General features: G+C 47.6%; 15 protein-coding genes. 4 read left to right on the top strand and 11 right to left on the bottom strand.

The features are described from left to right. Nucleotides 1-19: 19 nt before the first annotated feature. From LZG72_RS25330 to LZG72_RS25290, 9 genes are all read right to left on the bottom strand, one after another. Entirely contained in the window at nucleotides 20-3,349 is a 3,330-nt protein-coding gene (locus tag LZG72_RS25330) for a TonB-dependent receptor (RefSeq protein WP_233877940.1), read from the bottom strand. 379 nt (nucleotides 3,350-3,728) lie between these two features. Further along, nucleotides 3,729-5,882 (bottom strand): acetylxylan esterase, encoded by a 2,154-nt coding sequence (locus LZG72_RS25325; protein ID WP_233877939.1) that lies wholly within the window; start codon nucleotides 5,880-5,882, stop codon nucleotides 3,729-3,731. Nucleotides 5,883-5,903: 21 nt separating this feature from the next. After that, nucleotides 5,904-7,541, bottom strand: coding sequence for a RagB/SusD family nutrient uptake outer membrane protein (locus LZG72_RS25320; protein WP_233877938.1), 1,638 nt, complete (start codon nucleotides 7,539-7,541; stop codon nucleotides 5,904-5,906). A gap of 9 nt (nucleotides 7,542-7,550) precedes the next feature. Then, nucleotides 7,551-10,901: a TonB-dependent receptor gene (locus LZG72_RS25315; protein ID WP_233877937.1), complete on the bottom strand. Its 3,351-nt coding sequence runs from the start codon at nucleotides 10,899-10,901 to the stop codon at nucleotides 7,551-7,553. 84 nt (nucleotides 10,902-10,985) lie between these two features. Continuing rightward, entirely contained in the window at nucleotides 10,986-12,110 is a 1,125-nt protein-coding gene (locus tag LZG72_RS25310) for a FecR family protein (RefSeq protein ID WP_233877936.1), read from the bottom strand. Next, the gene (locus tag LZG72_RS25305; RefSeq protein WP_233877935.1) at nucleotides 12,107-12,637 is read right to left on the bottom strand and encodes a sigma-70 family RNA polymerase sigma factor; all 531 of its coding nucleotides are present in this window, start codon (nucleotides 12,635-12,637) and stop codon (nucleotides 12,107-12,109) included. The genes LZG72_RS25310 and LZG72_RS25305 overlap by 4 nt, the downstream gene beginning before the upstream one ends. Nucleotides 12,638-12,705: 68 nt before the next feature. Then, a complete protein-coding gene (locus LZG72_RS25300) occupies nucleotides 12,706-14,160 on the bottom strand; it encodes a RagB/SusD family nutrient uptake outer membrane protein (protein WP_233877934.1) in 1,455 nt (484 codons plus the stop codon). A gap of 18 nt (nucleotides 14,161-14,178) precedes the next feature. Further along, on the bottom strand, nucleotides 14,179-17,424 hold the full coding sequence (locus LZG72_RS25295) for a TonB-dependent receptor (protein ID WP_233877933.1): 3,246 nt from the start codon (nucleotides 17,422-17,424) through the stop codon (nucleotides 14,179-14,181). 129 nt (nucleotides 17,425-17,553) lie between these two features. Beyond that, complete coding sequence (locus tag LZG72_RS25290) at nucleotides 17,554-18,432, bottom strand: DUF1684 domain-containing protein (protein WP_233877932.1); 879 nt, start codon at nucleotides 18,430-18,432, stop codon at nucleotides 17,554-17,556. A 227-nt stretch (nucleotides 18,433-18,659) separates the two neighbouring features. Here LZG72_RS25290 and LZG72_RS25285 point away from each other — a divergent pair, with 227 nt between their 5' ends. Next, the gene (locus tag LZG72_RS25285; RefSeq protein ID WP_233877931.1) at nucleotides 18,660-19,055 is read left to right on the top strand and encodes a VOC family protein; all 396 of its coding nucleotides are present in this window, start codon (nucleotides 18,660-18,662) and stop codon (nucleotides 19,053-19,055) included. Nucleotides 19,056-19,168: 113 nt separating this feature from the next. On the opposite strand, the gene LZG72_RS25280 is transcribed toward LZG72_RS25285, so the two are convergent. Beyond that, a complete protein-coding gene (locus tag LZG72_RS25280; RefSeq protein ID WP_233877930.1) occupies nucleotides 19,169-19,492 on the bottom strand; it encodes a sigma factor-like helix-turn-helix DNA-binding protein in 324 nt (107 codons plus the stop codon). 502 nt (nucleotides 19,493-19,994) lie between these two features. On the opposite strand from LZG72_RS25280, the gene LZG72_RS25275 reads away from it, so the two are divergent. Beyond that, nucleotides 19,995-22,349, top strand: a complete 2,355-nt coding sequence (locus tag LZG72_RS25275; RefSeq protein WP_233877929.1) for an ABC transporter permease — start codon at nucleotides 19,995-19,997, stop codon at nucleotides 22,347-22,349. Between the two features lie 53 nt (nucleotides 22,350-22,402). After that, nucleotides 22,403-23,173: a DUF72 domain-containing protein gene (locus tag LZG72_RS25270; protein WP_233877928.1), complete on the top strand. Its 771-nt coding sequence runs from the start codon at nucleotides 22,403-22,405 to the stop codon at nucleotides 23,171-23,173. Nucleotides 23,174-23,230: 57 nt separating this feature from the next. On the opposite strand, the gene LZG72_RS25265 is transcribed toward LZG72_RS25270, so the two are convergent. Next, the gene (locus tag LZG72_RS25265; protein ID WP_233877927.1) at nucleotides 23,231-24,367 is read right to left on the bottom strand and encodes a TlpA disulfide reductase family protein; all 1,137 of its coding nucleotides are present in this window, start codon (nucleotides 24,365-24,367) and stop codon (nucleotides 23,231-23,233) included. 169 nt (nucleotides 24,368-24,536) lie between these two features. Here LZG72_RS25265 and LZG72_RS25260 point away from each other — a divergent pair, with 169 nt between their 5' ends. Beyond that, nucleotides 24,537-25,220 (top strand): outer membrane beta-barrel protein, encoded by a 684-nt coding sequence (locus LZG72_RS25260; protein ID WP_233877926.1) that lies wholly within the window; start codon nucleotides 24,537-24,539, stop codon nucleotides 25,218-25,220. Nucleotides 25,221-26,623 lie beyond the last annotated feature (1,403 nt).

Here is a 26,623-nt window from a genome sequence, read left to right as displayed (position 1 = left end):
TTTTTATTTAGATCTTTAATTAAAACCCTATACTTAGTCCCACGGTGGTAGTGCCTACATTTGGATAAGCACCCAGATCGTAGCCTTGCAGTACATTGCTGCCTCCGTACCGGTTCACCTCAGGATCCAATCCCAAATATTTCGTGAACGTAAACAGGTTCTGCAGATTGATAAATGCCTTAATAGAACTGATCTTCGAACTTTTCAGGGGGATGTTGTAGCCCAGCTGCACATTTTTCACACGCAGGTAGGAACCGTCTTCAACATACCGATCGTATGGATCGCCCGTAGGTTTGGTTGTGGTCGCTCTCGGAATGTTGGTATCTCTGTTTTCCGGCGTCCAGCGATTCAGTACCGCCACACTCTGATTGGCCTGGCCCAGCATGTTCTCGAGATTCAGGATGTTCTCATTGTAAATGGAATTGCCATATACGAATTGAAGGAACACGGACAACTCAAAACCTTTGTACGAGAATGTGTTGTTCAACCCTCCGTAGAATTTGGGCTGTGCATTTCCCAACACCCTGCGGTCGTTGGCGTTGATCACCTTGTCATTATTAAAATCTATAAAACGCACATCGCCGGCCTGCGCCATTGGCTGCGAGCCTTCGGATACTTCCTGGGCGGATTGGAAAAGTCCGTTGCTGACATATCCATAAAAATTCCCGAGAGGCTGTCCCACTTTCAACAATGCCGATTTTTTATCGGTCGCCGGGATCAGCTCGTCGCTCACACCGAGGTTCAGGATTTTATTTCGGTTAAATGCAATATTAAAGCTGGTGTTCCAGGTAAATTTCCCATCAAATGGAACGCCGCTAACCGTGAATTCCAATCCTTTGTTTTCAACGGAGCCAATGTTTTTGGTCCCATTAATAAAACCGGATGTGGCTGGAACACTTACACTCAGAAGCAGGTCGGATGTCTTTTTATAATAAGCATCCACCACGAAAGTAAGCCTGTTGTTGAACATCCCTAATTCCAGACCGACATCCGTAGACGCCGTACTTTCCCATCTCAGCCGCCGGTTTGCAAGTTGCGTCGGGGTTATACCCGTGGCTATTACATTGTTCAACACATAGTTGGCCGCTCCCCAGAGATCCAGTGCAGGGTAATTTCCGATCCCGTCCTGATTTCCGGTAACTCCGTGACTTAACCTAAGTTTAAGGTCGCTCACGTTTTTCAAGTTCTTCATAAAAGGTTCTTCGATGATCCTCCACGCAAATGCGGCAGACGGGAAGAAACCCCAGCTGTTGTTATTTCCAAAACGGGAAGATCCATCGTACCGGCCCGTTAATGTAAACAGGTACCGATCGTTGAATGTGTAGTTTGCACGTCCGATCCAGCTCAAAATCGACCAGGCCGCTGTGGAAGAACCAGGCAATGTGGCCTGCCCCGGATTCCCGAGACCTAAGTTGTTACTACCCGTATTATCATTCAGAAATCCCGTTGCAGAGGCATTCAGCGATTCATACCTGGCACTTTGCTGGGTATATCCTGCAAGGACATTGATCTTATGACTGGTATTGAAAACCCTGGTAAAATCAAGGGTATTTTCATTTAACCAAACCAGGTTCTGGTTTGTACTCACAGATGCATTACCACCCACTTCCGCGCCGGTGTGAACGGATTGCGGCGTGTAACTATCGCTTTTATTAAAACTCGCATCAAGCCCCCACATAGTGCGGAAGTTGAGGCCTTTTAACAGCTCGATATTGGCATAGGCACTTCCAAGTCCGCGGAACACTTTATTCAAACTTCTTGCATCGTTCAATAGTCCCACCGGATTGTTGAAACCATTTCCTTCCCGGTCGTAGCGGGTGTAACTGCCGTCGGGCTGATAAACAGGCAAGTTAGGGGCGGTGGTAACAATGGTGGATGTCCTGTTCCGTTTGGATGATACATTACTGAATGTGAGGTTTGTACCAATCTTAATGCGTTCCTTGATCTGCCGGTCCAGGTTCAACCGCAGGGAATAACGGTCCAGGTCTGTTTGTTTGATAACCCCCTGCTGGTTGTAATATCCGAGTGTCAGCAAATACTGCGTGTTCTTGTCACCGCCCGATGCAGATATTTTATAATCCTGAATGGGCGCATTCTCCCTGAAAATATAGCTTTGCCAATCCGTGTTTTCCGGATTCGATGCGGGATCGTAAATCAATGGCCCGCCATCTGCCTGGCTTGCTTCGTTCGCTAACGTCTGATACTGCTTTGCATTCAGCAAATCGTACCGTTTCAGCTCCCGCTGCACACCATAAGAAATGTCTACGTCGATTTTGCTTTCCCCTGATTTCCCGCGGCGGGTAGTGATCAGAATAACGCCATTTCCTCCACGTGCACCATATATCGCCGTCGCGGATGCATCTTTCAAAACTTCGATGGAGGCGATATCGGAGGGACTGATCGAGTTCAGCGGGTTCAAACTTGTGGACGACCCGTCTGTCGGAGCAACGAAGATCGGCACCCCGTCTATTACATATAATGGCTCATTACTGCCGGTTATCGAGTTACCGCCCCTGATCCGGATCGAGTTGGCGGCTCCCGGCTGGCCACCGCCTTGTGTCAGGAATACACCCGCCACCCTGCCTTGCAGAGCCTGGTCCATCGATCTCAACGGAACGCCCGCCAGATCTTTCACATTAATGGACGAAATGGCTCCCGTGATGTCAGACCGCTTCTGACTTCCGTATCCTACCACGACCACTTCGTTTAGCGCTTTCTCGTCTACTTTCAAGACAACTTCCAGGGCACTTTTACTCCCAAGCGCTACTTCCTGACTCAGATATCCCACGAAAGAGAACACCAGCACCGCCGGCTCATCGGAGACCTGGATGGTGAACATGCCATCCGCATCTGTCAGACTTCCCGTTTGGGTTCCTTTCAAAACAACGCTTACACCCGGTAGGCCGATGCCTTTTTCATCCAGCACTTTACCAGAAACATTCTTTCTCGGATTACCTGCGTCAATGGGCGATGCTTCCGGCAAATTTTCCGACCTTCTGAGGATAATAATGGTCCCGGACACTTCGTATTCCAATCCCAGCGGGGTCAGGACCTGATCCAGCACCTCGTATAAAGGTTTTTCCTGAACGGCAACGGATACTTTTCTTGTGGATTTTATGAGCTTGGAACTGAAAACAAAGCGCACATCCGCCTTTTTTTCAAGCTCTTTCAGCACTTTTTTAACTTCGCTCCCATGGGCCGAAATGGATATCTTCTGGCTAAGCAGGGATTGGGCGCTGCCCTCACGCGCGTAACCACTTCCCAAGAACAAAAGGGCAAACATGAGTTGAGTAGCTGTTATTCGCATTGTCCAAAGCAATACCTCTCGGTACTTTAAATGTTTCTTCATAGATTTGATTGTTTTGTAAAGATTGAAAACTGGCAAAACAGTCCCCGCCTCCTCACGGAGGTAATGATGCCAATCATACAGGGATAATTTGAAGTCGGCAATGCTGGAACATTGCCGGCTTTTTTTGTGGGGTTTAGTTAATCTTCTTGTCTCGTATAATTTCAGGGTTAGGGTTAACATGCTCGTTCACTATACGATAGACATAAAGACATCTCCCATACCAACAAATGATCGTATTTTTTCTATAAAAAATGTAACTCGATGATTACAACGATATTATGATCTTATCTTCCCGGATGAATCATAGGCCGTACGGCATTAAATGCGAAAAGCCCACGTTCCGCCAGGGGAACGTGGGCTGAAAATTCCGCGAAGCGTGCTACTTAATCCACGACATCACAGAATTAGTCACATCATCTGATTTCAATCCGCTTTTAATTTCAAAACCGCCGGGTTGTGCCTGTTTCAATGCCTCACGGTAAATGGAGTTCGCACGGTCGTGATCAATCTCCTTCTCCGTAGCGGTGACCGGATTAATCACTAACAGTCCTTTTGAAGACAGCACCTCTACCAAGTCGGGAAGATCGTACTCAGCCAGTGCGCCCGGCACGGCCGATAGCGCAAACTTGGGCTTGTAAAGTCTTTCCTCGGCAATGGACTGGTAAGATACCAATGGCCGGATCAGTACCAGTTTATGGAATGGATTGGCTATGGTGGCGGCGTGCAGCAGATCGGATGTCAGGGTTCCTACCGCTGCGCCGGTAATCAGCGTTTTCGGCGTCCCGGATCTCTTTATAAAATCCGCCAGGATCGTGATCTCCTCAGCTCTGGTCGCCAGCAGACTTTTGTGTGTCAAAACACCTGCAAACCAAAGATTCAATGGGACTTCGTCGATCACCGAATCGCCGCCTTTCATAAATCCGCTTCCAAGCTCACCAACGCCGCTCAGGTCCGGAACTACTACTTCATGGCCCGCATTTGCCAGCTGATCAGCCAGTCTATCTTTTTGAAGAACCTCTGTTTTGCCTTGTTCGTTCAGCAGCAAAACCGTTTTTCCAGAAGCTTTTTCGGGTTTTAGCCACAGAACGGGGATGTAATAATCGCCGCTTCCTTTTACCAGGTATTTTTCAATCGCGTACTTCCCCCGGTGCATCCGGCCGGAAAACACGACGTCGTTTTTACCGGTAAACTTTGCAAATCCGGAAATGGAGATCACTTTCTTTCTTAGATCAGCTTGAAAATCAGTGGTCGGTTTCCGACCGTTTTTTCTCTTCTCGGCAAGTTCTTTTGCATATTTTTCATTTAAAGAAAACATACTCTCCCCTTTCAGAAATGGGATTACCCGTCCGTCCGGCGTAGCATGCAATTCTTTGTCCGTAAGCATTTCCACTTTCAGATCGGTCGGACTTCCGGGATTGTTCAGGTATTTTTGAAAAAAGGCATAGGTAGCTTCCCTGTTTTTCAGCGTGGACGCGTGCCCTGCATCATCTTCCGTCATCTGAATCTGCTCCGCTTTCCCAAAAGCCTGATAGGCTTTTTTCGTTTCATGATAACTGTCCCTCGCGCCCTGAATCGCAAAAATATCCCTCGTGGTAGCAACGATCAATGCTGGTTTCGGCGCACGTACTTCCAGGAAATCCGCCATATCAATGCCGTTTTCCAGTCCATACATAAGGTTCTGTTCAGCATCCTGCGGGCCATTCGATTTAATCAGCTTATCGAAAGTAGTGATGTAACATTCCGGAGCAGCGGCTAAGATCCGATCGTCCATGGCAGCGATGTATGCCCCCTGAGTCCCCCCACCCGACCGGCCTGCGATGCCAATGCGTGCAGGATCCACTTCTTTTCGGGTCAGCAAATAATCCACGGTGCGTATGCCGTCCCAGATAAAGTAATTGGCTGCCGGCAGTCCCGCAACAAAAGTCTGTACCCCGGCATAGGAATGTTCACCGGTGGCACCTTCTTTCAATTCATCCGGCTGGTACTGAATACGTTCCCCCTGCCCGATCGGATCGAATGCGAGTACAATGAAACCCTTTTTCACATAGTTCAGGATCAGGTGCTGATAGGCTTCGCTCCGGAAACCATTCTCGCTGTGCCCGCTGCAAAAAATGATCGCGGGAGCCTTTTCCTGCCGTTTATCGGGAATAAACAGCGCGGCGGTCACATGGTAACCCGGGCGGGATTCATAGTACAGTTTTTCAACCGTAAAATCTTCCTTTTTCAAGGTTCCGGTAATTACCGGGTTCAACGGTGTTTTTTTAGGAAACGGGCCGACTGACTTCGCCAGTTTCGCCCGGACTTCCGCCTGCCGTTTTTGCCATTGTTCCTTTGTAGTCAGTTTGGCAATGGCGGCTTCCCGCTTTTCCAGCTGCCCGAAAGCACGGTTGCTAAGCTCATTGTAAAAAAGCTGATCGGTTGTTTTCTGGTAGTATTTCCAGTAGCTGTAAACCGAAAGATCCTCCTGGGCAAAAAGCACTGTTGACAAGCCCAAAAAACAGCAGGTACAAATAATCAATAGGTTGTATTTCATTGTTTTCAATTTAACGGGACACTAGTAGCCAGGGTTTTGTTCAAGTTTCGCGTTGCGCTCAATCTCAGACTGAGGAATAGGAATCAGATGATTACGCTCGTTAAAAGACCGGGGCTGAAAAACTTCTACTTTGTAAGTTTTCGCACCTGTGGCCGCATTACGGGTGATTACCATCTTTTTTGCATCCTCATTGTCGGTCGCCATTGCAATTTTCCACCGGCGTACATCGAAGAAACGGTGTTCTTCAAACACCAGCTCAATTTGTCTTTCGTGCTGGATCCTTTTCAGCAGGTTTGCGCCGGTTTCAGTGACGGGAGGCATTTGCACACTTTCACGGCTCCTGACTTTGTTCACATATTCACGTGCGGTTTTTTCATCACCCAATTGATACATTGCCTCCGCATAATTAAGCAGCACTTCTGCATACCGGATGAACACCCATGGCGTATTGCCCAGGTTGGTCGCACTCGGGCGGCCAATGGATTCATTCACAAATTTTCTTACACTATAACTGGTGAACGACGCATTCCAGCCTTCCACGCCTTCACTGGAATCGGGCCCGCCGGGAAGATATGAGCCCACTTCGCGGTTCTGCCATTTGGCCCCGTCGTATAAAATGCAGTCGTAAAATCTCGGATCACGGTTTTCGTATGGGGACTGAGGATTGTAGGCCGGATCTTCTGCGGGCAACTTCCCGGTTTTTAATTCAAATGCATCCACCAGATTGTGCAGCGGGTTTACCTGTCCGTAGCCGCCCGAACCGTTGGGAAAGAAATGAAGATCAATGGAATGCTCCACTTTCTGATTATTCCTGAATTGCCGTGACCAGATAATTTCACTGTTAAATGGGGTAAGAAAAAGCGATTTGTAATTCGGATATAAACTATACGCATTCATGTCCACTACCGCTTTCGCCGCCTCCGCTGCCGCCTGCCACTTCACTTTGTCGTTGGAAGGATTATGGAGCGGGCTGGCTGAGTACAAGAGTGCGCGCGCTTTTAATGCCAGCGCCGCGCCTTTCGTAGCCCGTCCCTGGTTCGCACCGGTATAAGTGAGCGGCAAAAGTTCGCTGGCTTTCGTAAGTTCCTGCACAATGAAATCCGAACATTCCGCATATGAATTCCGCATTACAGAGAAATCATCGTTCAGCTCAAATACGTCAGTGATCAGGGGAACGCCTCCATACAAACTGATCAGCCGGAAATAGGCATAAGCCCGCATAAAGGTCACCTCGCCGATCATGCGGCTTTTGACCGGTTCTCCGATTGGCGCTTTGTCAATATTCCTGAAAAAGATGTTACAGTTCGTGATTATCCCGTAAAAGTTGCTCCAGTGGTCCAGCGCAGTATTATTTACAGGCGTAAGTTCCCCCCGGTTGATCAGGTGGTACGTTTCACGTCCCCGGCGGTACGCTTCGTCACTAAGTGGCATCATATAATAGTCCACCAGAAACCCGTGGCGCACGTTATAACAGGAATTCACAAATGCCTCGATCAGCTTTTCGTCGCTCCATACATCCGCCTCTGATATTTTATCCAAAGGCTGTCTTTCCAGGAACGACTCGTCGCAGCTGTTCAATGGAAATAAAACTGCAGCCAGGGCAAGGCTTTTAAACAAGGTCAGCAGCCGGTTCTTTTTTATAGTATTGGTGTTTTTCATGATTTCGGATCAAAAAGAAAGGTTTAGGCCCAGGTTGAAAATCTTTTGCTGCGGGTAAAATCCACCCGTCTCACTATTGCCTTCCGGATCAAAATATTTCAGTTTATCCCAGGTAAACAGGTTCGATCCATTCAGGTAAATGCGCAGGTTACTGACTTTAACTTTCGACAAAATAGAGGAAGGGATATCGTACCCCAGTTCCAGGTTTTTGAGCCTCAAAAAACTGGCATCTTTCAACCAGAATGTAGACCGGTACCCACTGATCTCAGCTTCATAAGTAGGCAAAATGGGATACTTGGAATCCATGCTGCCCGGCAGGTAACGGTTGTCGGCCATTTCCTGCAAAGTGTTCCCTGCTAATCCCGACTGCAGAAAAATGTATTGGCTGACCCGCGCCTGTCCCTGGAACAATGCATTCACCGAGAAATTTTTGTAGCTGGCCCCGGCGGTAAACCCAAATGACATTTGCGGGATATTCGTGTACTCCGTCCGGATGCGGTCTTTCGCGTCGATGAGCTTGTCGCCATTCACATCCCGGTATTGCAGATCGCCAACCCTCGTTCCCACAGGATGCGCCGAGTTATCGATTTCTCCCTGGGTGCGATAAATGCCGACCGCATCGTAATAAAGGTTGGTACCCATCGAGTATCCGGTCCGCATCTGCCACGCCTGCTGGTTTGCCGGCTCATCTATGTCAATGATCTTGTTTTTTGCCAAAGACATATTCGCTGCCAGCCGGTAACTAAGCTTCTGGCTTCGCTTCTGGTGTGATACCTGAAATTCAAAACCTTTGTTTTCAACGATCCCGATATTTTCCGTCGGGAGAATAAGTCCCGTATAGGCAGGCACAGATGCATTTCGGGCAGTAAGAATGTTGTTTCTTCTTGTTTTGAAAACGTCAAATTCGATTCCCAGCAGACCTTTCCAGAAAGTCGCTTCCAGACCGACGTTCGCCGTCTTTGCTACTTCCCAGGTAATGCCCGGATTAGGAGTCAGCCCGCGGTTAAGCTGTGTGGTCGGTTCGGCAAAATAGTAGCCGTCAGCAAACGCATAGGTGGACAAATATTGGAATGCATCCACCTGATCATTGCCCATTTTCCCATAAGACATCCGCAGTTTCAGGTTATCGACAAAAGTCAGGCTATTCTTGATGAAATTTTCCTCGGATAACCTCCATCCCGCCGAAACACCCGGGAAGAAACCGTATCGGCGACCTTCCGGAAAATTCTGCGAACCATCGTAGCGGAAGTTGAAATCGACGAGATACTTTTCCTGAAAATTATAATTGACCCTTCCGAAAAAATTCCGCCTGGCTGTTTCGAATGCCGTTCCCGAGTTGTCTTTGTCGGCTACGCCACCTGCATAAAGCTGGTCTACCGCGCTGCTGAGAAAGTTTCTTCTGAAAGCCCAGAAATCGTTACCGACGGTCTCCGTTTGTTCGAAAGCGACAAAGGTGCTCAACGTATGTGCCTGCCACGTCTTATCATATTTGGCACGCAGGTTGAACGTCGTGCGGTTGGAGGTAGTGAACGCTTCCCTCAGTGTCGGCTGGTTTACGGTACCGCCCAATCTTTCCGTATAAACATCCGTTGCTGCATTCCGGTCATATACTTTCCAGGGCTTCCTGAACAGTTTATAGGGATTATAATTCCGGTCGTGCGCCAGAAATCCATCCGCTGCAAGACCTTCCACCCAGGGAATTTTCACCTCAAAGGAAGCCATGGTCTGATAGATATTGTCTTTCTGACTTTCATAACCCGCCGCATCCGAAGCCATGATCACCGGATTTTCCCCTCGTTCAATCCCGGGTGCAGGCAATCCATTCGGATGGTAAACCGGCAAAAATGGATAATTGCGCCATACCGTCTGAAATATGGAACCCACGCCCATAGACGGGAGGACCGACGTTTTGTGATTGGCCGAAAAGTCGAGACTTACCCGGATGTGTTTAGATAAATTGGCGTCTATATTAGACCTGATTATAAAATTTTTGTAATCGATGTTGCTGTTTTTCAAGATCCCGTTCTGGTTCGCAAAGCTTCCGGACACATAGTACCTGACCTCTTCGCTCCCGCCCCGTACCGAGATATTCTGCTGACTTTGCGTGCTGAAATTTTTCAATGCCGCTTTTTGCCAGTTTGTGTTGGGAAAATTATCAGGGTCACTCCCATTTCTGAACTTCTCGATGTCATCGGCTGAAAACCGGTCGGCCTGGCCCTGATAATTGAGCAACTCATTCATATACTCCGCATAGGTAGCAGAATTCGCCATTTTCGCCAGCCTGGTTGGCTGAGAGATACCCTGGTTGACGGTATAACTGATAACCGGTTTGCCGGATGCCCCTCTTTTAGTGGTAATGAGAATAACGCCATTTGCAGCTTGCGCACCGTAAATGGCGGCAGAAGCATCCTTTAAAACGGAGATACTTTCCACGTCATTCGGGTTGATCTGCTCAAATCCACCGCGTCCCCACACCCCGTCGATCACGATCAGCGGACTATTGTTACCCAATGTGCTCTGCCCGCGGATGAGGATCGAGGAACCACTTCCAGGTTGCCCTGATCGATTACTTGCGATGATTCCGGGCAAACGGCCAGCCAGTGAATTGGAAAGATTTACCGACGGATTTTGTTTAAGATCTTCCCCTTTTGTGGTTGCAATGGCGCCGGTAAGCGTAGCTCTGGCCTGTGTGCCGTAGCCGACTACCACCACCTCTTCCAGAGCTTTGTTGTCTACCAGCAAGGTAACGTCCAGCCGGCCCTGGTTTCCCACAGTGACTTCCTGGCTCAGATATCCCACAAATGAAAAAACGAGGACCGCATTTGCATCAGGTACTTCCAGCTCAAAATCCCCCGACTCACTGGTGGTGGTTCCACGCTGACTACCTTTTAGTAAAACGCTCACGCCAGGCAATGTTTCACCTTTATCGTCGGTAACCCTGCCAGCTATACGCACTTCTTTTGCAGCCGCCGGCGTAGGCAACGGTTTGAAACTTTCCTGCTTTTCCGACTTCCGGGAAAGCACGATCACTTTATTCCGCCGGATCTCGTATCCGATCTTTTTTTCGCGCAGAATAAAATCGAGAACGGTTTCCAGGTCTTCGTCTTGAAAATCCAGGCTGATCTTTTCCGCATCGTTCAGTAACTCATTACTGTAAAACACTGTCAGGCCGGTTTTCTTCTTAATGGCCTGAAAAACCTTCTGGTAACTGATGTTCTTGCCGGAAATCGTTACTTTCTGTTGCTCATCCAATGCTTGCGCATGTGAGTTGGCCATCAGAATGCACATGAAGGCGAGGCCCAGGTACCGGGCGATGTGACTGGAGGATAACCACCAGTCTTTGAATAAAATTTGTTTCATACGGGTTTAGTGTTTGTCAGTTATTACTTTCAAAACAACTACACCGTTTTTAACAAACCGGGTGAATGGACGTGGAAGATTTTTTTATTTTAAATGCAGTTTCGTGCCCTCGATATGATGATTGATGCCAGAGGTTGTTTTAAGGTCTATTAAAAATTCATCGAGCCGCCCTTTTTCCAACAGACCGGACACCGGATGAACTCTGAGTTGTTCACGGTCAAAAATCACTTCAATCCCATACCATCTCGCAATAAAGCTGCTCAGCTGTCCAAGAGGCTGGTTATGAAAGTAATACATTCCATTTCTCCACGATAAAACCTCATCGGCGTCAAACCGCCCAACGTCCGGATCCCTGCCGGCATTTGCGGTCGCTTGAAAGCCTGGCAACAAATCTATCGGCCGTTGCTCCCCCGCTCTGATCTGCACCTTTCCTTCGACAAGTGCGGTTTTGACAAACTTTTTATCATACGTATTCACATTGAAACTGGTGCCTGTAACCACCATGTCAGCCAGTGCCGTGTGCACGATAAATGGATGGCCCGCATCCTTTTTTACCTCAAAAAACGCCTCCCCTTCTACATAAACTTCGCGACTCTTTCCTCCGAAATGGAAAGGGAACCGCAATTTTGTCTCTGAATTGAGTGCGACTTTTGTCCCGTCGGCCAGCACGATCTCATAGTTCTCTTTCGCCGGAACGTACAGTTCATTCAATGTGGTTTCCTGGGCTCCTCCCGAATAGGTCAAAGTCCCGCTTTTGTTATCAAGCCGCACATCTCCCAGTTCCATCGTCTGCGTTCCGTCTTTGGTCAGCGTGATGGCTTTTCCGTTCGGCGTTGTCAGGGTAATACCATTATTAACAGGTATTTGATATTCCTTTCCTTTCACATCACGGGCAAGCTGATCCTGCTTTTTGGGGACAAAATACCAGATTGCGGCGAGGGCAAGCATGGCGGCGGCCAGCTTCCATGTAAAGGAAATCGAGACCGGAGCTTTTACCCTTATTTTCCAAAGATCCTTTTCGGGCTCAATGTCATCCACGAAAGCTTGCATATTCAATTGACCGCTTTCTTCTTCCAGAGCCGACCAGATCGCCCGGACATGTTCGTCCGTTTTAAGCCATAACTGCAACTGCGCGTAATCTTCCTCACTGATCGTTTCCGTCAGGTTTTCGTAGTACAATTGCCGTATATGCTGATATGCCGATGTCATTTATTCAATTTCTCGCGTAAAACCCTCAATCCGATCTTCAAATGCGTTTTGAGAGAGTTGATACTGATCCCCATAACATCCGCTGCGTCACGGTATTTCTTATTCTGCAGATAAACCAATTGTAATGCTTCGCGCCTTTGCCCGGGCATTGCCAGCAACGCATCCTGCAGGTTCACAGGCTCGTGTTCCATCCATTGATCTTCCATTTCAAACGATTCCAGCGTCTGGATAAACATTTCCTGTCTTTTCTGGTCCATAAGCTGTTTCCGTTGCTGGTTCAGACACCTGTTTTGAACAGAACGATACAGATAACCTTTAATATCTCCTTCCAGACCCATGAACAGCTTTCTTTCCCACATTTCCACGAAGAATAGCTGTACAATGTCTTTCGCCTCCTGTTCGTCGCGCAACAGCGAGTAAGCATTGGCGCACAAAAGCTTGTAGTACTTGAGGAAAAGCCTGTCAAACGCTTTAATGTCACCGTCTTTCAAAAGAGCCAGTAAGTATAAATCCGAGTGATGCTTCAAAATGCAAAGGAATTACAATTTTTCAGCATTAAGACTTACTGATTGGGAATCTACTTGACGGCAGTGATCTAGTCCAGCAACAATTTATTAGTAATGATCTCCGTATTCGGCAGCGGGAAAATGTAGTTGGCCTGCGCAGGTTCAACGGCCGGTGCGATCAACCCATTGCCTGATTTGGCCGGAAAAATCCGCAGATTCCGGACGATGTCATTGGAACGAAATCCTTCTCCCAGCAGCTCAATGCGTCTTTCGTTCAAAATTGTATTCACCAAAGCAGCCTGGGTCCCCACAGCAGCATTCGGAAAAACGTAGCCCGCATCCGAGCGGTATCTCACTGCGCTCACCAGCTTTACCGCGGTAGGCAGGTCGCCTTTTCGGGCAGCGGCTTCTGCGTAGTTGAGCAGCACTTCCGAGTATCGGATAATGGGCAGGTAATCCAGGAATGGGGACGGTTTATTGTATTTGGTCAAAAACTGAACTCCCGAGGCTGTTCTCGAGAAAGTTCTTCTCAAATCCGCCGCCCGCCATTCCGTATCTCCCCAGATTCCCGTCGGATTGAGGTTGTACTCGGAATTGGCATTGAAAACATACGGGAAAGAAGTCTGCCCGGTGACGTTGTCCAGCTCGGTCATGGGCACGGATAAAATGGATTCGCTGCTCGTATAATTTGTCGTGAAAATTTCCACGATGTTTTCCAGCTTGTGTTTCACGCCGGTTTCCGCGCTGAATGGCGGCTGCGCAGAAACGATCTTTTTTGCTTCTTCAATCACCTTGTCGTATTTCCCACTATTGAGATAAATCCTGGTTTTCAATGCAATGGCGGTATTTCGGTGCGCCCGGGTGGTATTCAGCAACGAGGAACTGTGATTCAACGGCAGGCCGGCTTCGGCCTCGTCGAGGTCTTTGATGATCTGCGCATACACTTCGGCAACAGTACTGCGGGCCAACCCGTTATTTGCGGTCGTGGTTTCGGCCTGCAACCGGAGCGGCAAACCTTTGGAAGCACCCTGATCTTCGTTAAACGGTCTGGCATAAGATGTAACGAGACTGTAATAACTCAAAGCCCGCAAGAATTTCGCTTCCGCAATGTATTGTTTTCCAAGTGCTTCGGTCACAATGCCGGGATGATCTGTCACGCCTTTGATCAGAATATTGGCATTATTGATCGTCTCATAACCCGATGCCCATAAACCTGCTATAAAGTTTGAACTTGCATTAAGTGTCTGGTTCCAGGCCTCGAATGCGGTAAATGTATTGCTGGTCCGGTTGATGAATTCCTCGCCCCGGGCCTCCGAATACGTGTAATAATTGCCCCCGTAAAAATTGCCGCCTTTGGCCGATTTGTAAATCCCATTCACAAGCCCCAGGATTCGCTCGGGAGTTTGAAATGCATTTTCGCCCGTAATGGAGGTTTCCGGATTGGGGTTCAAAAGCTCCTTCTGGTCGCAGGCGTTGAACGTGAGTGCAAGTGTGAACAGGAGCGAAATGCGGGTAGGGTTGTTCGTTGTTCTAAAGATCTTCATATCAGATGTCGGATTAAATTAAAAACTGAGGTTAACACCCAATGTAAAGGTGCGGGCTTGTCCTACCGAGTTTTTCTCGATGCCCGGCGTGGTGTTTGAATTCCCGTTTACCGAAGATTCAGGATCGGTACCGGAGTAGGAAGTCAGCAGCCACAGGTTGGAACCCTGCGCATAAATCCTGATCGGCCCAATGCCTGAATTCCCAAAAACGGAAGCCGGAATGCGGTAACCCAGCGACAGATTCTGAAGTCTTAAAAAATCAGCTTTCTCTGCATTGGTTGATACCGGAAACGACGAGCCGCTGGACAATTGATCATTGTAAACCAATCTGGGAATGTCGGTGATGTCACCTGGTTTTTGCCAGCGTTTCAGGATTTCGTCGGAGTTATTATAAGCTCTTTGATCCAAAAGCGTAGCCCTCGTTCCATTCATGACCTGGTTACCACCCGAAAAAGAAAAGTTAATGCCCAGGTCTAAGTTTCCATATTTGAAATTGTTGGAAAAACCTCCGTACCATTTCGGTAATGCATTGCCGATCAGATAGTAATCTGCGCCGGTAATGGCCGCTGCCCTGGAACCGTCGAGATACGTCCAGCTGCTTTGTCCCGGCGCTACTACCTGGCTAAACTGCACTTGTTCTCCTTTCCCATTAATGAAGATCCGGCGTCCGTTTTCCGGATTTACACCTGCCGTTTTGGCCCCATATAAACTACCCACCGAATGTCCCACACGCGTCACATTGGTGGTTTCATACGATACGTGCGTGGTACCCACAATGTCCGTATTCCCATCGGCCAGCGCAGTGACTTTGTTTTGCAGTTTTGTGAAATTCAATGAAGCATTCCAGGAAAAATCATCCGACCGGATCAGCGTTGCATTGATACCCAGCTCGACCCCGCGATTGTACATCGAGCCGACGTTACCTAAAATCGAATTACCCGGAATTCCTTTGGAAACTGCCTGTGGCGCACTGAGGATCAACCCATTTACATTGTTATTAAACCACGTAAAATCCAGCTGAATGCGATCGTTGAACAAACCCAGGTCCGCGCCAATGTTCGTCTGCTCGCTCGTTTCCCAGCCCAATTCCGAATTTCCGGCCTGCGAAAGTGCCCAGGTTGGTGCATTGCCATACAGTGAACCGGTATACAATTCCAATGAGCTGAATGCATTTGTCAGGTTTCCATTCCCGACTTTCCCCCAGCTGGCGCGCAGTTTTACCGCGCTGAGTACATCCGACAGTTTTGAGTTTTTATAAAATTCCTCATCCGAAACAGACCAGCCGGCAGAAACGCCGCCAAAATTCCCGTACTTTTTATCCGCCCCCAATGCGGAATTTCCATCCCGGCGGAAGTTGATCGTCACAAAATATTTCTTGGCCAGATCATAACTGACACGTGAGAAATACGACAGATACGCACGCTCGTCAAGCTCATTTCCGGACGCCGCGATCGAGCCCCAGTTTCCCTGGTAATTTTGGAAAAACGGGTCGGAACTTTGCGATCTGGAAGCACCCCAGGCCGAATTGTTGAATTTCTGGATATCATAGCCCGCGAGTACGGATACGGAATGTTTTGCCCCAAAAGTCTGATTGAATGTCAGCGTGTTTGTCCAGTTCCAATTGTCGCGCAATGCCGAAACGTTCACTGCATTTCCTCTGCTGGAAAATCCATTTCCCTGGATCGCGCTGTCGAACGTTTTGGTTTCAGTCCGCAGCCGGTCGATCGCATATGTGGTTCTGAATTCGAGGTTTTTAAGGATTTTTGCGGTAGCGCCAAAGCTTCCGATGATCCGGTCATTGGCGGATGAATAGCTGTTCAAATCCAGTAGCGCTACCGGGTTTCCCCAGTTGCTCACCACCTGGTTGTTCCCCATTCCGATCGTATTGGGATTGGTTTTGCTGATGTTGTACGTACCGTCGGGATTATAGGCGGGCACATTGGGCGGCAATGCAGTCGCAAGCCGGGCTACTCCTACGAGAAAGAAATTGGAGCCCGGGAGCGATCCGGCATACGGAGATAAATTCTCGCTTGTATTATAAGAAACGCTGCCGTTTACTTTCAGCCATTGGCTGACCTCCTGATCGATGTTGAAACGTACCGATTTACGGTTAAATTCATTGGCTTTCAAAAAACCTTTTTGCTTGGAATAATTGGCGGAAAAATAGTAAGTCGTGGCCTGCGTGCCGCCGGACACGCTTAAATTATGGTTTTGCGATACGCCGGTCCGGTAAATGTGATCGTACCAGCGGGTGTCGATGTTGGAGCCATCCTCATTTTCATTGGGGAAAAATAAGGCAGCCGGTACCTTGTCATTATTTTCATTGCCTCCCAAAATTTTCGCATTTAAAACAGCTTCGTTTTTGATGGCGATGTATTGTTCGGCATTTAAAAGCTTGGGTAACCGCACCACTTCCGACGCCGCCGCCCAGGATTCGAAACTGATCCTCGGCTTTCCGGTTTTCCCGCGTTTGGTCGTAATCAGTAACACACCGGCAGCTGCACGCGAGCCATAAATGGAGGTGGATGCAGCATCTTTCAAAACATCAATCGACTCAATATCAGCAGGGTTTATGTCGCCCAGCGGATTGTTGGGAACCGCCGTACTCGTCGACACATTACCTGTGTTAATGGGAATGCCATCCACGACCACCAACGGATACGAGCTCAGTGAGATGGAATTGACGCCACGGATACGGATGACCGGAGGATTATTTAAAACACCGTTCGGCTGCGCAATGCTAACCCCGGCCGCACGTCCCGACAAAGCCTGGTCAAAGCTTTGTACCGGCTGGTCTTTTATGGTTTCTCCTTTTAACCTCACGGCGGAACCCGTGAATTCGGCTTTCGTTTGGGTACCATATCCGACGACTACCAGTTCGTTGAGCTGCCTGGTGTCAGAATTCAACCCGATCGAGATTTCAGATTGGTTTTCAACCGGTTTTTCAACCGATTCGTACCCGATGAAAGAAATAACAAGAGTTGCTTTTTCAGGTACGGAAAGCTGGTATTTTCCATTCTGATCCGAAATGGTACCGTTAGAAGTTCCTTTCACAATGATAGAAACTCCCGGCAAACCCTGCCCCGATTCCTTATCCCGGACCGTCCCCGTAATGACCTTATCCAGCGGTTCCAAAATTCCGCCGAAAGCCGGAGAATATGCATTTGATAAAATAATGAAGGCCGCGGTGACCAGCATGGACAAGATAGGCGCTTCATTAACGTATATTAATATACGCGAAAGCCATAAGTAGTATTGTTTCATTCTTTATGGAGTTAAATGAGTAGTAATAAGTCTGATTTGGGACATGCAATCCCATCCCCGGAGACGATAGCGTCTCCGGATCAGGGAATAAAAGAAAGAAGGTGAAGGGTTCGGGAGAGCTGAACCTAATTAATGCTCGCCGTAACGCTTTTCACCGGCGGAAACAACCAGTGCCAGCTTATTTTGCTTCGGCGGAAGCGGACAAGTTGCGTAGGGAGAAAATGCGCAGGGTGGATTGATGGATTTGTTGAAATCCAGCCAGGCGGTACCATCCTCTTCCACAGCCGAATACAGAAAGCGGCCGGCTCCATAGGTTTCTTTTTTGTTGGTCTGGTCGGCGAAAATGATAAACAGGTTTTTGGTAGATCCCACCGCGTCCAGGCGGTATTCTTTTCCTTTCACCGAGAATACCAGCGTACCCGGTGAATCCTGGTCGGCAGTGCGGCCTGTGATGTCCGTAATGGAAACTTTTTTGCCTTCCGTAGGTTCAAATCTGGCTTTTACCCGCCAGTTCTCTTGTACCGGATATCGTTCAATGCCCGAAAATTCTTTCAGATACTGACTTTCCAAATCCCGCAAACGAACGGCATACTTTTCACCCCTTTTAATGACAAACCAACGTAATTGCTTGTGTTTCAAGGTCACTGGTTTTTCATCCGGGAAAATATCCAGCTGATCTACCCGTGTCTCGCCATTGTAGATCTCCGCATCCGGATTGGCTTTCAGGGTAATCCTGCCTTTGTCCAGCACGATTTCCCCCAGAAAAGGATTACTCCCTTCTTTTGGAAACAAAATGTCGTTTTTTTCATCTCCCCCGAACGTATTGCTACCTTCTTCCAGCCAAAACAAGCCCGCCAGATTAAGCCAGCCCGATTCGGCTTTCAGGCTTTCGACCCTTTTCTGGTGCCATTGCTGGATCTGTTCTTCGTACGCGCTGTCATTAAATGTAAATGCTGAAAACAGATAAATTCCAGCCAGCCAGATAAAGCGATTGTAATCCTTTTTCATAACACGATTTGGTTAAGTGAGATATGCGCTGCCCATTACCCGCAGGTAAGAAGCAATCGGTACGATGGTGGTGGCTGAGGAACAAATTTAGATAATTTATTTAATCTACCAATGTTATAGACTAATATTTTTAAAATTTTTTATTTGGTGCTGACGGACATTTTTTTGCGTGAACTTTCAGAATTTACAGGAATGAATCAGTTTAAATGATCTATACAAAAAACGACATGAAAGACGAAACAAATGAAACACCAAAAGTGACTGGGATCGGCGGCATTTTCTTTTTTTCAGACAATCCAAAAGACACAAAGGATTGGTATGCCAAAAATCTGGGGCTCGAAATCAGCGAATGGGGCTCGGTGAGTTTCGAATCCAGAAACCTTGACAAACCGGACCAGATCGACTCACTTCAATGGAGTCCCTTCAAAAAAGGTGATGAATATTTCGCGCCTTCAAAAAAGGAATTTATGATCAATTACCGGGTTCAGAACATGGAGGGACTGGTAAACAAACTCAAAGAAAACGGAGTAACCATCCTGGACGACATTGAAACTTACGATTACGGAAAGTTTGTACACATTATGGACGCAGAAGGCAACAAAATTGAGCTGTGGGAGCCCTGATAGTCGATCCGTTTACAACGGATACAAGCTTTTATCACCATTTACGGTCGCGTTTTTTAGCTTTTCGGCATATTCTCCGGCTTTACTCAAATCCCCTTTTTGTTTATACACTTTCAGGTAAAAAATAAAACAGACACGACTGCCAGATTCGACCTCCAATGCATAATCCTCATTTTCAGCACCTTAATTGCATTTTTGATTTGCTTTTTGACGGTCTTGTCGGAAATCGAAAGTTTCGTAGCAATCGCATAGTAAGACAATTCCTCGTGGAGACGGAGCTCAACAACTTCTTTCATTTGAGGCGGCAGGTTGTTTACTTCTGCTTCAAATAATCCGAAAAGCGTTTCCTCGTCATTTCGTTCAGAGATGTTATCGATCGCAGCTTCTTCCAGAAAGTAGCGAATGAGTTGATGTGGTGTCCTGCGATGCTTCTTCATCCCTCAGCATTTTAAGCGCATGCAAATACAACCGGTTGAAATAGCGATCATGAATTTCTTCAAAAGCACTCTGGGAGCCTTTTTGGAAAGCAGTGAGAAGATCCTGATCCGGTAAATGTCTGACGTTTTCCACCTCTAATTTCTTTTATAATTATACACTTTTGAATGAAGCAGATAACTAGTCTTAAAAATCTTATTGGTGGAAATAAGATTACTCTACTAAACCGATAGACAAATAAAGAGCAAATAATTTTATCTTGCAAATCCTTTTTTCATCAATCCAGCTAACATAAATGCATATACGGCAACTTCCGCGGCCGGATAAGTTGTGGCGGAACTGCTGGATTGGAGAATATGTGAATGCATTGTCCCCCGTTGAACGCCGACTGTCCGTAAACGAACGGCTTTCAACTCTCATAAAGTCATAAGTTACTGGTTATGAATGAGTACCGTTTGTGGCAAGTTATTTGACTCAAAATCCTAATCTCATAGCCCCAGACTTATGCTCACGAACTACATTAAGATCGCACTCCGTAATCTTCTCCGGAACAAGAGTTTCTCGGCAATCAACATTCTCGGGCTTTCTGTCGGGATGGCGAGTGCGCTGCTCATTTTGCTCTGGATGTATAATGAAGTAAGTTTTGACCGGTTTCATAAAAATGAATCACAGCTGTACATGGCGTGGAACCGGGGCGAGTTTGATGGTAAGCTACAATGCTGGGACAATACGCCTAAGATACTTGGCCCCACTCTGAAAGAAGAATACCCCGAAATAACGGCTACTTCCCGCAACTACTCACGCTGGTATGTAACCCGTATCGGTGACAAAAAAATATCCAGCGAGGCGATGACCACGGACGCGGATTTTCTGCAAATGTTTGATTTCCCATTACTGCAAGGTGACCCAAAGACCGCGCTGAATTCCATTAACTCGATGGTGGTAACCCAGAAGATGGCTATAAAAATGTTTGGCACCGAAGATGTGTTGAATAAGGCAATCACGATCGACAAGGATAATTTTACGATCACCGGTGTCATGAAGGATTTGCCGACGAATACATCATTCACATTCGAATATCTTTTGCCCTGGGAATACATGAAAAAAACCGGGCAGGACGATGACATGTGGGGCAATAATTCGGTGAACACGTATATCCAGCTAAAACCGGGCACAAATCCGGAACGGTTTGCCAAAAAAATCGAAGATATCACGATCAGGCATTCCAATAAAACCGAGGAGCAGGAAATCTTTCTTCACCCGATCAGCAAATGGCATCTCTATTCTAATTTCGAAAATGGAAAAGTGGTTGGCGGAAGGATTGCGATCGTCCGGCTTTTTGGCATCATCGCGGCATTCATCCTGTTCATTGCCTGCATTAACTTCATGAACCTGAGTACGGCACGCAGCGAAAAACGTGCGAAGGAAGTGGGCATCCGCAAAACGGCCGGTGCAAACAAAGGCTTACTTGTCGCACAGTTTATCGGCGAGTCGGTGATGATCGCATTCATTGCGGGTATCATCGCATTCATTGCGGTCATGGCCAGTCTTCCAGGTTTTAATTCATTGATCAACAAAAACCTGGAACTGCCCTACTCCAATGGTTTCTTTTGGATCGGGATTCTGATTTTCATCGTTTTTACAGGCATCATTGCCGGAAGTTATCCCGCATTTTTCTTGTCATCCTTCAAGCCGATCGCCATTTTGAAAGGGACATTTAAGAGAACCAATGCGGCGGTAAGTCCGAGGAAGGTACTGGTTGTCGTGCAGTTTAGTTTCGCGATCATCCTCATCATTTCCACGCTCATTGTGGTGCAGCAGATCCGCTATGCGCAAAAACGCGACGCGGGATATGACCGCGGACAAGTCGTATATAACTGGCTCACAGGGGATCTTTCGAAAAACTACCGGCAGATCAAAAGTGAGCTACTGAATGCGGGCATAGCAACCTCCGTCACCAAAACGGCCTCCCCGCTGAGCTCCGTTTCCAGCGATACGTGGGGAATTGAATGGAAAGGAAAGAATCAGGAAGACAAGATCGATTTCCAGCGTTTCAGCGAGGATGAGCACCTGATCAAAACGGCCGGATTGCATCTTTTACAGGGTCGCGATATGGACCTTACCCAGTTTCCGTCCGATTCAGCGGCCATGATCCTCAACGAATCGGCTGCCAAAGCAATGGGTTTTAAAGATCCGGTCGGACAGCTTGTGACAGACAATGGCAGGCAGTATCATGTGATCGGTGTGATTAAAGATTTTGTAATCGGCTCACCATATGATCATTCCCGGCCGATGGTGATCGAGGGCGCGCAGAGCTATTTCAATGTAATCCATATGAAACTCAGTGCCACAAAACCGGCAGCGGAGCAACTGAAAAGCGTAGAATCCATTTTCAAACAATATAATCCCGACTACCCATTTGAATATCATTTCGTGGACGCGGACTATGCGATGAAATTTGAAGATACGCAGCGCATTGCGACGCTCACCGGTTTGTTTGCTGGACTCACGATCTTCATTTCCTGTCTGGGACTGTTTGGTCTGGCCGCCTACATGGCCGAAAACCGGGTGAAAGAAATCGGGGTGCGAAAAGTGCTCGGGGCATCGGTGCTGAGCATTACCGCATTGCTTTCACGCGAATTCATCATCCTCGTCGGCATCGCCATTATTATCGCCATACCTGTTGCATGGTACGCCATGAACCTCTGGCTGAACGATTTCTCATACCGGATCAGGATGCAATGGTGGGTTTTTGCGCTTGCCGGGGTAATGGCAATTGCCGTATCGCTTTTGACGGTAAGTTACCAGGCTATCCGGGCTGCATTGCTGGATCCGGTGAAGAGTTTGCGGAGCGAATAGGCTTGGAATGATTTTTAGCTGATATGGGAAAAACCAACATTTGACCTATATCCATGTCTGAAAACCACACTACCCGATTTTATGCCGGTACGAGCGGACTGGTTTTACCGGTACCGAACAAGCAATTTTATCCCCCGGAATTTCAGGATAAAAGTCGGCTGACGTACTATGCTTCTTTATTCAACAGCATTGAGATTAACAGTTCATTTTATAAAGTCCCGCTCGCGTCGACAGTAAGGAACTGGGCATCGCAGGTTCCGGAAAACTTCAAATTTACATTCAAGTTGTGGAGGGATATTACCCACAACAAAGGCCTGCTTTTCGACCCGGAAAGTGTAGCCCGGTTTATGCAGGTGATCGATCATGCGGGAGACAAAAAAGGCTGTCTGCTCGTTCAGTTTCCGCCGTCGTTAAAGGTCATTATGCGCCCGCAACTGGAAAAATTGCTGGTATCTATTTCAGATGCCAATCCTGAAAACCAATGGAAAGTGGCTTTGGAATTCCGGCACAGTTCCTGGTACGAGGACGATATTTTTGAGTTAATCGATCATTTTGGTTATCAGATCGTTACCCACGACAAACCTGGTTCCGCCCCGGGCTTTCTGGAGTCCGGTCCGAATTTTAAATATTTGCGTTTTCACGGGCCGAATGGAGATTACAAAGGTCAGTATGAGAACGATTTTCTATACGAGTACGCGGAACACATTCAGGATTGGATCGATGAAGGTAAAACCGTTTATGCGTATTTTAATAACACCATGGGCGCGGCAATCAAAGACCTGAACCTGCTCAATTCGATCATTACTACAACATCTTTAACCTGAGTTGACATATCAAACTATACTCAAATGACCCAAATCTTAGCAGGAAAAAAGGGCATTTCAGAAGGTACCGCGCCCCCCAAAAATCTCAGCCAGTTTACTATTCAACCCCTCGCCTCTCAGGTTCAATGCGATGATTTTTCCGTCCGGGCCGATCAGGAAATTTTTCGGGACGGAATCTACATTATATAGTTTACAAACATTTGTTTGCCAGCCTTTCAGCTCCGAAACCTGCGTCCACGTCAGCCCATCTTTTTCAATGGCTTTCAACCAGGCATTCTTCGCGGAGAGCTTGTCGACGGACACGCCTAGAACGGTAAAATTGCGGTCCTTGTACTGATTGTAGGCTTTTAGCAAGTTCGGATTTTCTGCCCTGCATGGTCCGCACCAGCTGGCCCAGAAATCCACGAGCACATATTTCCCCCGGTAATCTTTCAGTGAAACCGGTTTACCGTCCGTATCGGGCTGGGTGAAATCCGGAGCCATGGCACCGATGCCGACACTTTTGAGAGCAGCCAGTTCCTTCGCATATGCTTTGCCCATTTCACTGTTACGGGCTTTTTCTCCTAATCCATTAAACATGTTACTTACCTCGGCCAACTCAGGGTTTGAACCCACAATAAATTGCAGTGCATCGATTGTGATCAGGTTATCGGGCTTTTCTTTGATAAATTTTCTGTAAACCGTTTTCAACTCCGCTCCAACCGCATTTATTTTTTTTCCCCATTCTTCCCGAAACGCTTTATCCTTCTCCTTTTCCGGCGAAGCGGCCATCGCGGCACGCGCCTCTTTGTTAATGGCCATGCCTTTTGCTTCCACCGGTTTTATAAGTGGCCTGAGTTCATTGAAATCTTTATTTACAGGCCCACCGGTTACTACTGCGTTGATCAGCGAATCCTTACTTATCACTTCAATATAGCCTGGCTCAATGTAAAGTTCGATCCGGTTGTAATCGGGGGTGGTATAAGAAACGGCCTTGAATGGGACTTCTACAGAACCTTTGAAGGTATACGTACCATCCGAAGAAAGCGGAACGGAATCCAATTTGACAGCCCCGGTCGTAGGATTGGGAAGATACAAGAACACCATTTTCGCACGGGATGGCCCCAATTTGCCATTTACAACATAAGATTTACCCTGAGCATGAAGCATAACGGGCAAGACGGCAAGCATGAAGAGAATAGAAAATCTTTGCATGACAGAAATGTTTGTTGTGAGTAAATAAAAGACTCAGATGTATTATAAGTTACTTATATACTCTATTTTTTATTATAAATTGAGAATAACAACAAGATTTTCGGCAAACCTTCCAACTTTTTCTCAACGCATTTTGTCCGGATAAAACCAAAACTCGTTCCTACAACTTATGAAACCATTTCACATTTTACTTCTCTCATCTCTCCTCATTACCAGCAGCGTCAACGCGCAGCAAACACACGCATTCAGAAAGTTTGGGGCGGGTATCTATGGCGGGCCGCAGCTTTTTGGAAAAATTTTTACGAACACAAAGCTCGACGATATCTCGGGCATTACAGCCGGGCTCGATATTCGTTACGCATTATCAAAGCAGCCGCAGGGCTTCTCACTGCATTTCCAGCCGAGCTACAATAGCTTCCGGCTATTTACTTCCGAAGGTGCCAATACGCAATTATATCGGGAAAGGACCTGGAAATGGGAAGCATTTCATTTTCCATTGCTCGCCAGGTACACATTTAGCTCTGGCTGGAGCCGGCCATTTGCCGAAGTCGGCCCCACGCTCAGGATACGGAAAGCATTGACGATCCGAAATGCCGGCTATGGTTGCGGTGTGGCAGGGTGCAGCGGCGGAGACATTACCACCGACCTCGACCCCATCACCAACAATGACCCCATTGTACTTACCGCAGCAGCCGGAGTAGAAATTGACATCTGGAAGATAACCATCCCCATCTCCGTGCGATTGCAGCAGGGTTTCGGCACGTACGAAATGAAGGAACAGCGCGAGGATGCCCTCTATTATGATAAACTGAAAACCAACACGATACAGGTTACTGCGGGGGTTAGCTTTTGAAAATCAATTCCCGCGCGTTGAGTTCCACGGGCATGCTTAGCAATTCCTTCACTTGTTGACCGTAGGCCATGCACGTCGAGTCCGCAGACTCTGGGGAGTTTATTTGTGTTTGCATTGGCACTAACTTTTTAAAGGATGGATGAAAGCCCTGTCTAAGGTGTCCTTAATGCAAGTTAGAGCACTCCGTGGGGCTTTCGCCGATCCCGCGCCATAACAGGGCAGTACTTTCGATTTTTTTCATATTCCAACTATAAAGGAATGCGATAATCGGGAGATCGAATGAGTAATGCAAATTGGTTTTTTTGGAGGTAACGAAATTTCGGTAACAGATAAAAATAGCTCCTTCAGAGCTTCCTGTTTCTGGAAAGTGCGACTGACCAAGGATATTTGGCTCCTTCGGGAAACTGAAAACAGCTCCGGCGGAGCTTCCTGTTCTGGAAAGTGTGACTAACCAAAGATATTGGGCTCCATTGGGAAACTTAAAGCAGCTCCGGCGGAGCTTCCTGTTTCCAGAAAAAGTGCGACTAAACGAAGATTGGGCTCCGGCGGAGAAACTGAAAACAGCTCCGGCGGAGCTTCCTGTTACCAGAAAAAGTGCGACTAAACGAAGATTGGGCTCCGGCGGAGAAACTGAAAACAGCTCCGGCGGAGCTTCCTGTTTCTAGAAAAAGTGCGACTAACCGAAGATTAGGCTCCGGCGGAGCCTCCTGAAACCCGACAAGTGATCAGGAGGCCCCGCTGGGGCCATAATTTCCAGTTAGGTTATTTTTTCTAGAAACAGGGAGCCGCTCTGCGGCTGAATGAAGATGTTTTGCATGGTAAACGACATGGGGCAAATGAGGTTTGGGACACTTCTGGGAAACTGAAAACAACTCCGGCGGAGCTTCCTGTTTCTGGAAAGTGTGACTAACCAAGGATATTTGGCTCCTTCGAAACTGAAAACAGCTCCGGCGGTGCCTCGTGTTTCTAGAAAAAGTGCGACTAAACGAAGATATTGGGCTCCATTGGGAAACTTAAAGCAGCTCCGGCGGAGCTTCCTGTTTCTAGAAAAAGTGCGACTAAACGAAGATTGGGCTCCGGCGGAGCCTCCTGAAACCCGACAAATAATCAGGAGGCCCCGCTGGGGCCCACTTTGTAATCAATATTGATCATTTTCTAGAAACAGGAGGCCCCCCTGGGGCCATAATCCCCAATAGGTTATTTTTTGCTAGAAACAGGGAGCCGCTCTGCGGCTGAATGGGAGATGTTTTGCGTGGTAAACGACATGGAGCAAATGAGGTTTGGGACACTTCTGGGAAACTGAAAACAGCTCGGCGGAGCTTCCTGTTTCTAAAAAGTGCGACTAAACGAAGATTTGGCTCCGGCAAGAAACTGAAAACAGCTCCGGCGGAACTTCCTGTTTC

Source organism: Dyadobacter sp. CY323, from assembly GCF_021390245.1.
Lineage (GTDB): Bacteria > Bacteroidota > Bacteroidia > Cytophagales > Spirosomataceae > Dyadobacter.
Note: the sequence above shows the minus strand (reverse complement) of the source record. Positions and strands in the feature narration are given on the sequence as shown.

Bases quoted from the DNA above. Each gene is read 5' to 3' on its own strand.
- LZG72_RS25330 (WP_233877940.1), bottom strand. From the start codon at position 3,349: ATGAAGAAACATTTAAAGTACCGAGAGGTATTGCTTTGGACAATGCGA.
- LZG72_RS25325 (WP_233877939.1), bottom strand. From the start codon at position 5,882: ATGAAATACAACCTATTGATTATTTGTACCTGCTGTTTTTTGGGCTTG.
- LZG72_RS25320 (WP_233877938.1), bottom strand. From the start codon at position 7,541: ATGAAAAACACCAATACTATAAAAAAGAACCGGCTGCTGACCTTGTTT.
- LZG72_RS25315 (WP_233877937.1), bottom strand. From the start codon at position 10,901: ATGAAACAAATTTTATTCAAAGACTGGTGGTTATCCTCCAGTCACATC.
- LZG72_RS25310 (WP_233877936.1), bottom strand. From the start codon at position 12,110: ATGACATCGGCATATCAGCATATACGGCAATTGTACTACGAAAACCTG.
- LZG72_RS25300 (WP_233877934.1), bottom strand. From the start codon at position 14,160: ATGAAGATCTTTAGAACAACGAACAACCCTACCCGCATTTCGCTCCTG.
- LZG72_RS25295 (WP_233877933.1), bottom strand. From the start codon at position 17,424: ATGAAACAATACTACTTATGGCTTTCGCGTATATTAATATACGTTAAT.
- LZG72_RS25290 (WP_233877932.1), bottom strand. From the start codon at position 18,432: ATGAAAAAGGATTACAATCGCTTTATCTGGCTGGCTGGAATTTATCTG.
- LZG72_RS25285 (WP_233877931.1), top strand. From the start codon at position 18,660: ATGAAAGACGAAACAAATGAAACACCAAAAGTGACTGGGATCGGCGGC.
- LZG72_RS25280 (WP_233877930.1), bottom strand. From the start codon at position 19,492: ATGAAGAAGCATCGCAGGACACCACATCAACTCATTCGCTACTTTCTG.
- LZG72_RS25275 (WP_233877929.1), top strand. From the start codon at position 19,995: ATGCTCACGAACTACATTAAGATCGCACTCCGTAATCTTCTCCGGAAC.
- LZG72_RS25270 (WP_233877928.1), top strand. From the start codon at position 22,403: ATGTCTGAAAACCACACTACCCGATTTTATGCCGGTACGAGCGGACTG.
- LZG72_RS25265 (WP_233877927.1), bottom strand. From the start codon at position 24,367: ATGCAAAGATTTTCTATTCTCTTCATGCTTGCCGTCTTGCCCGTTATG.
- LZG72_RS25260 (WP_233877926.1), top strand. From the start codon at position 24,537: ATGAAACCATTTCACATTTTACTTCTCTCATCTCTCCTCATTACCAGC.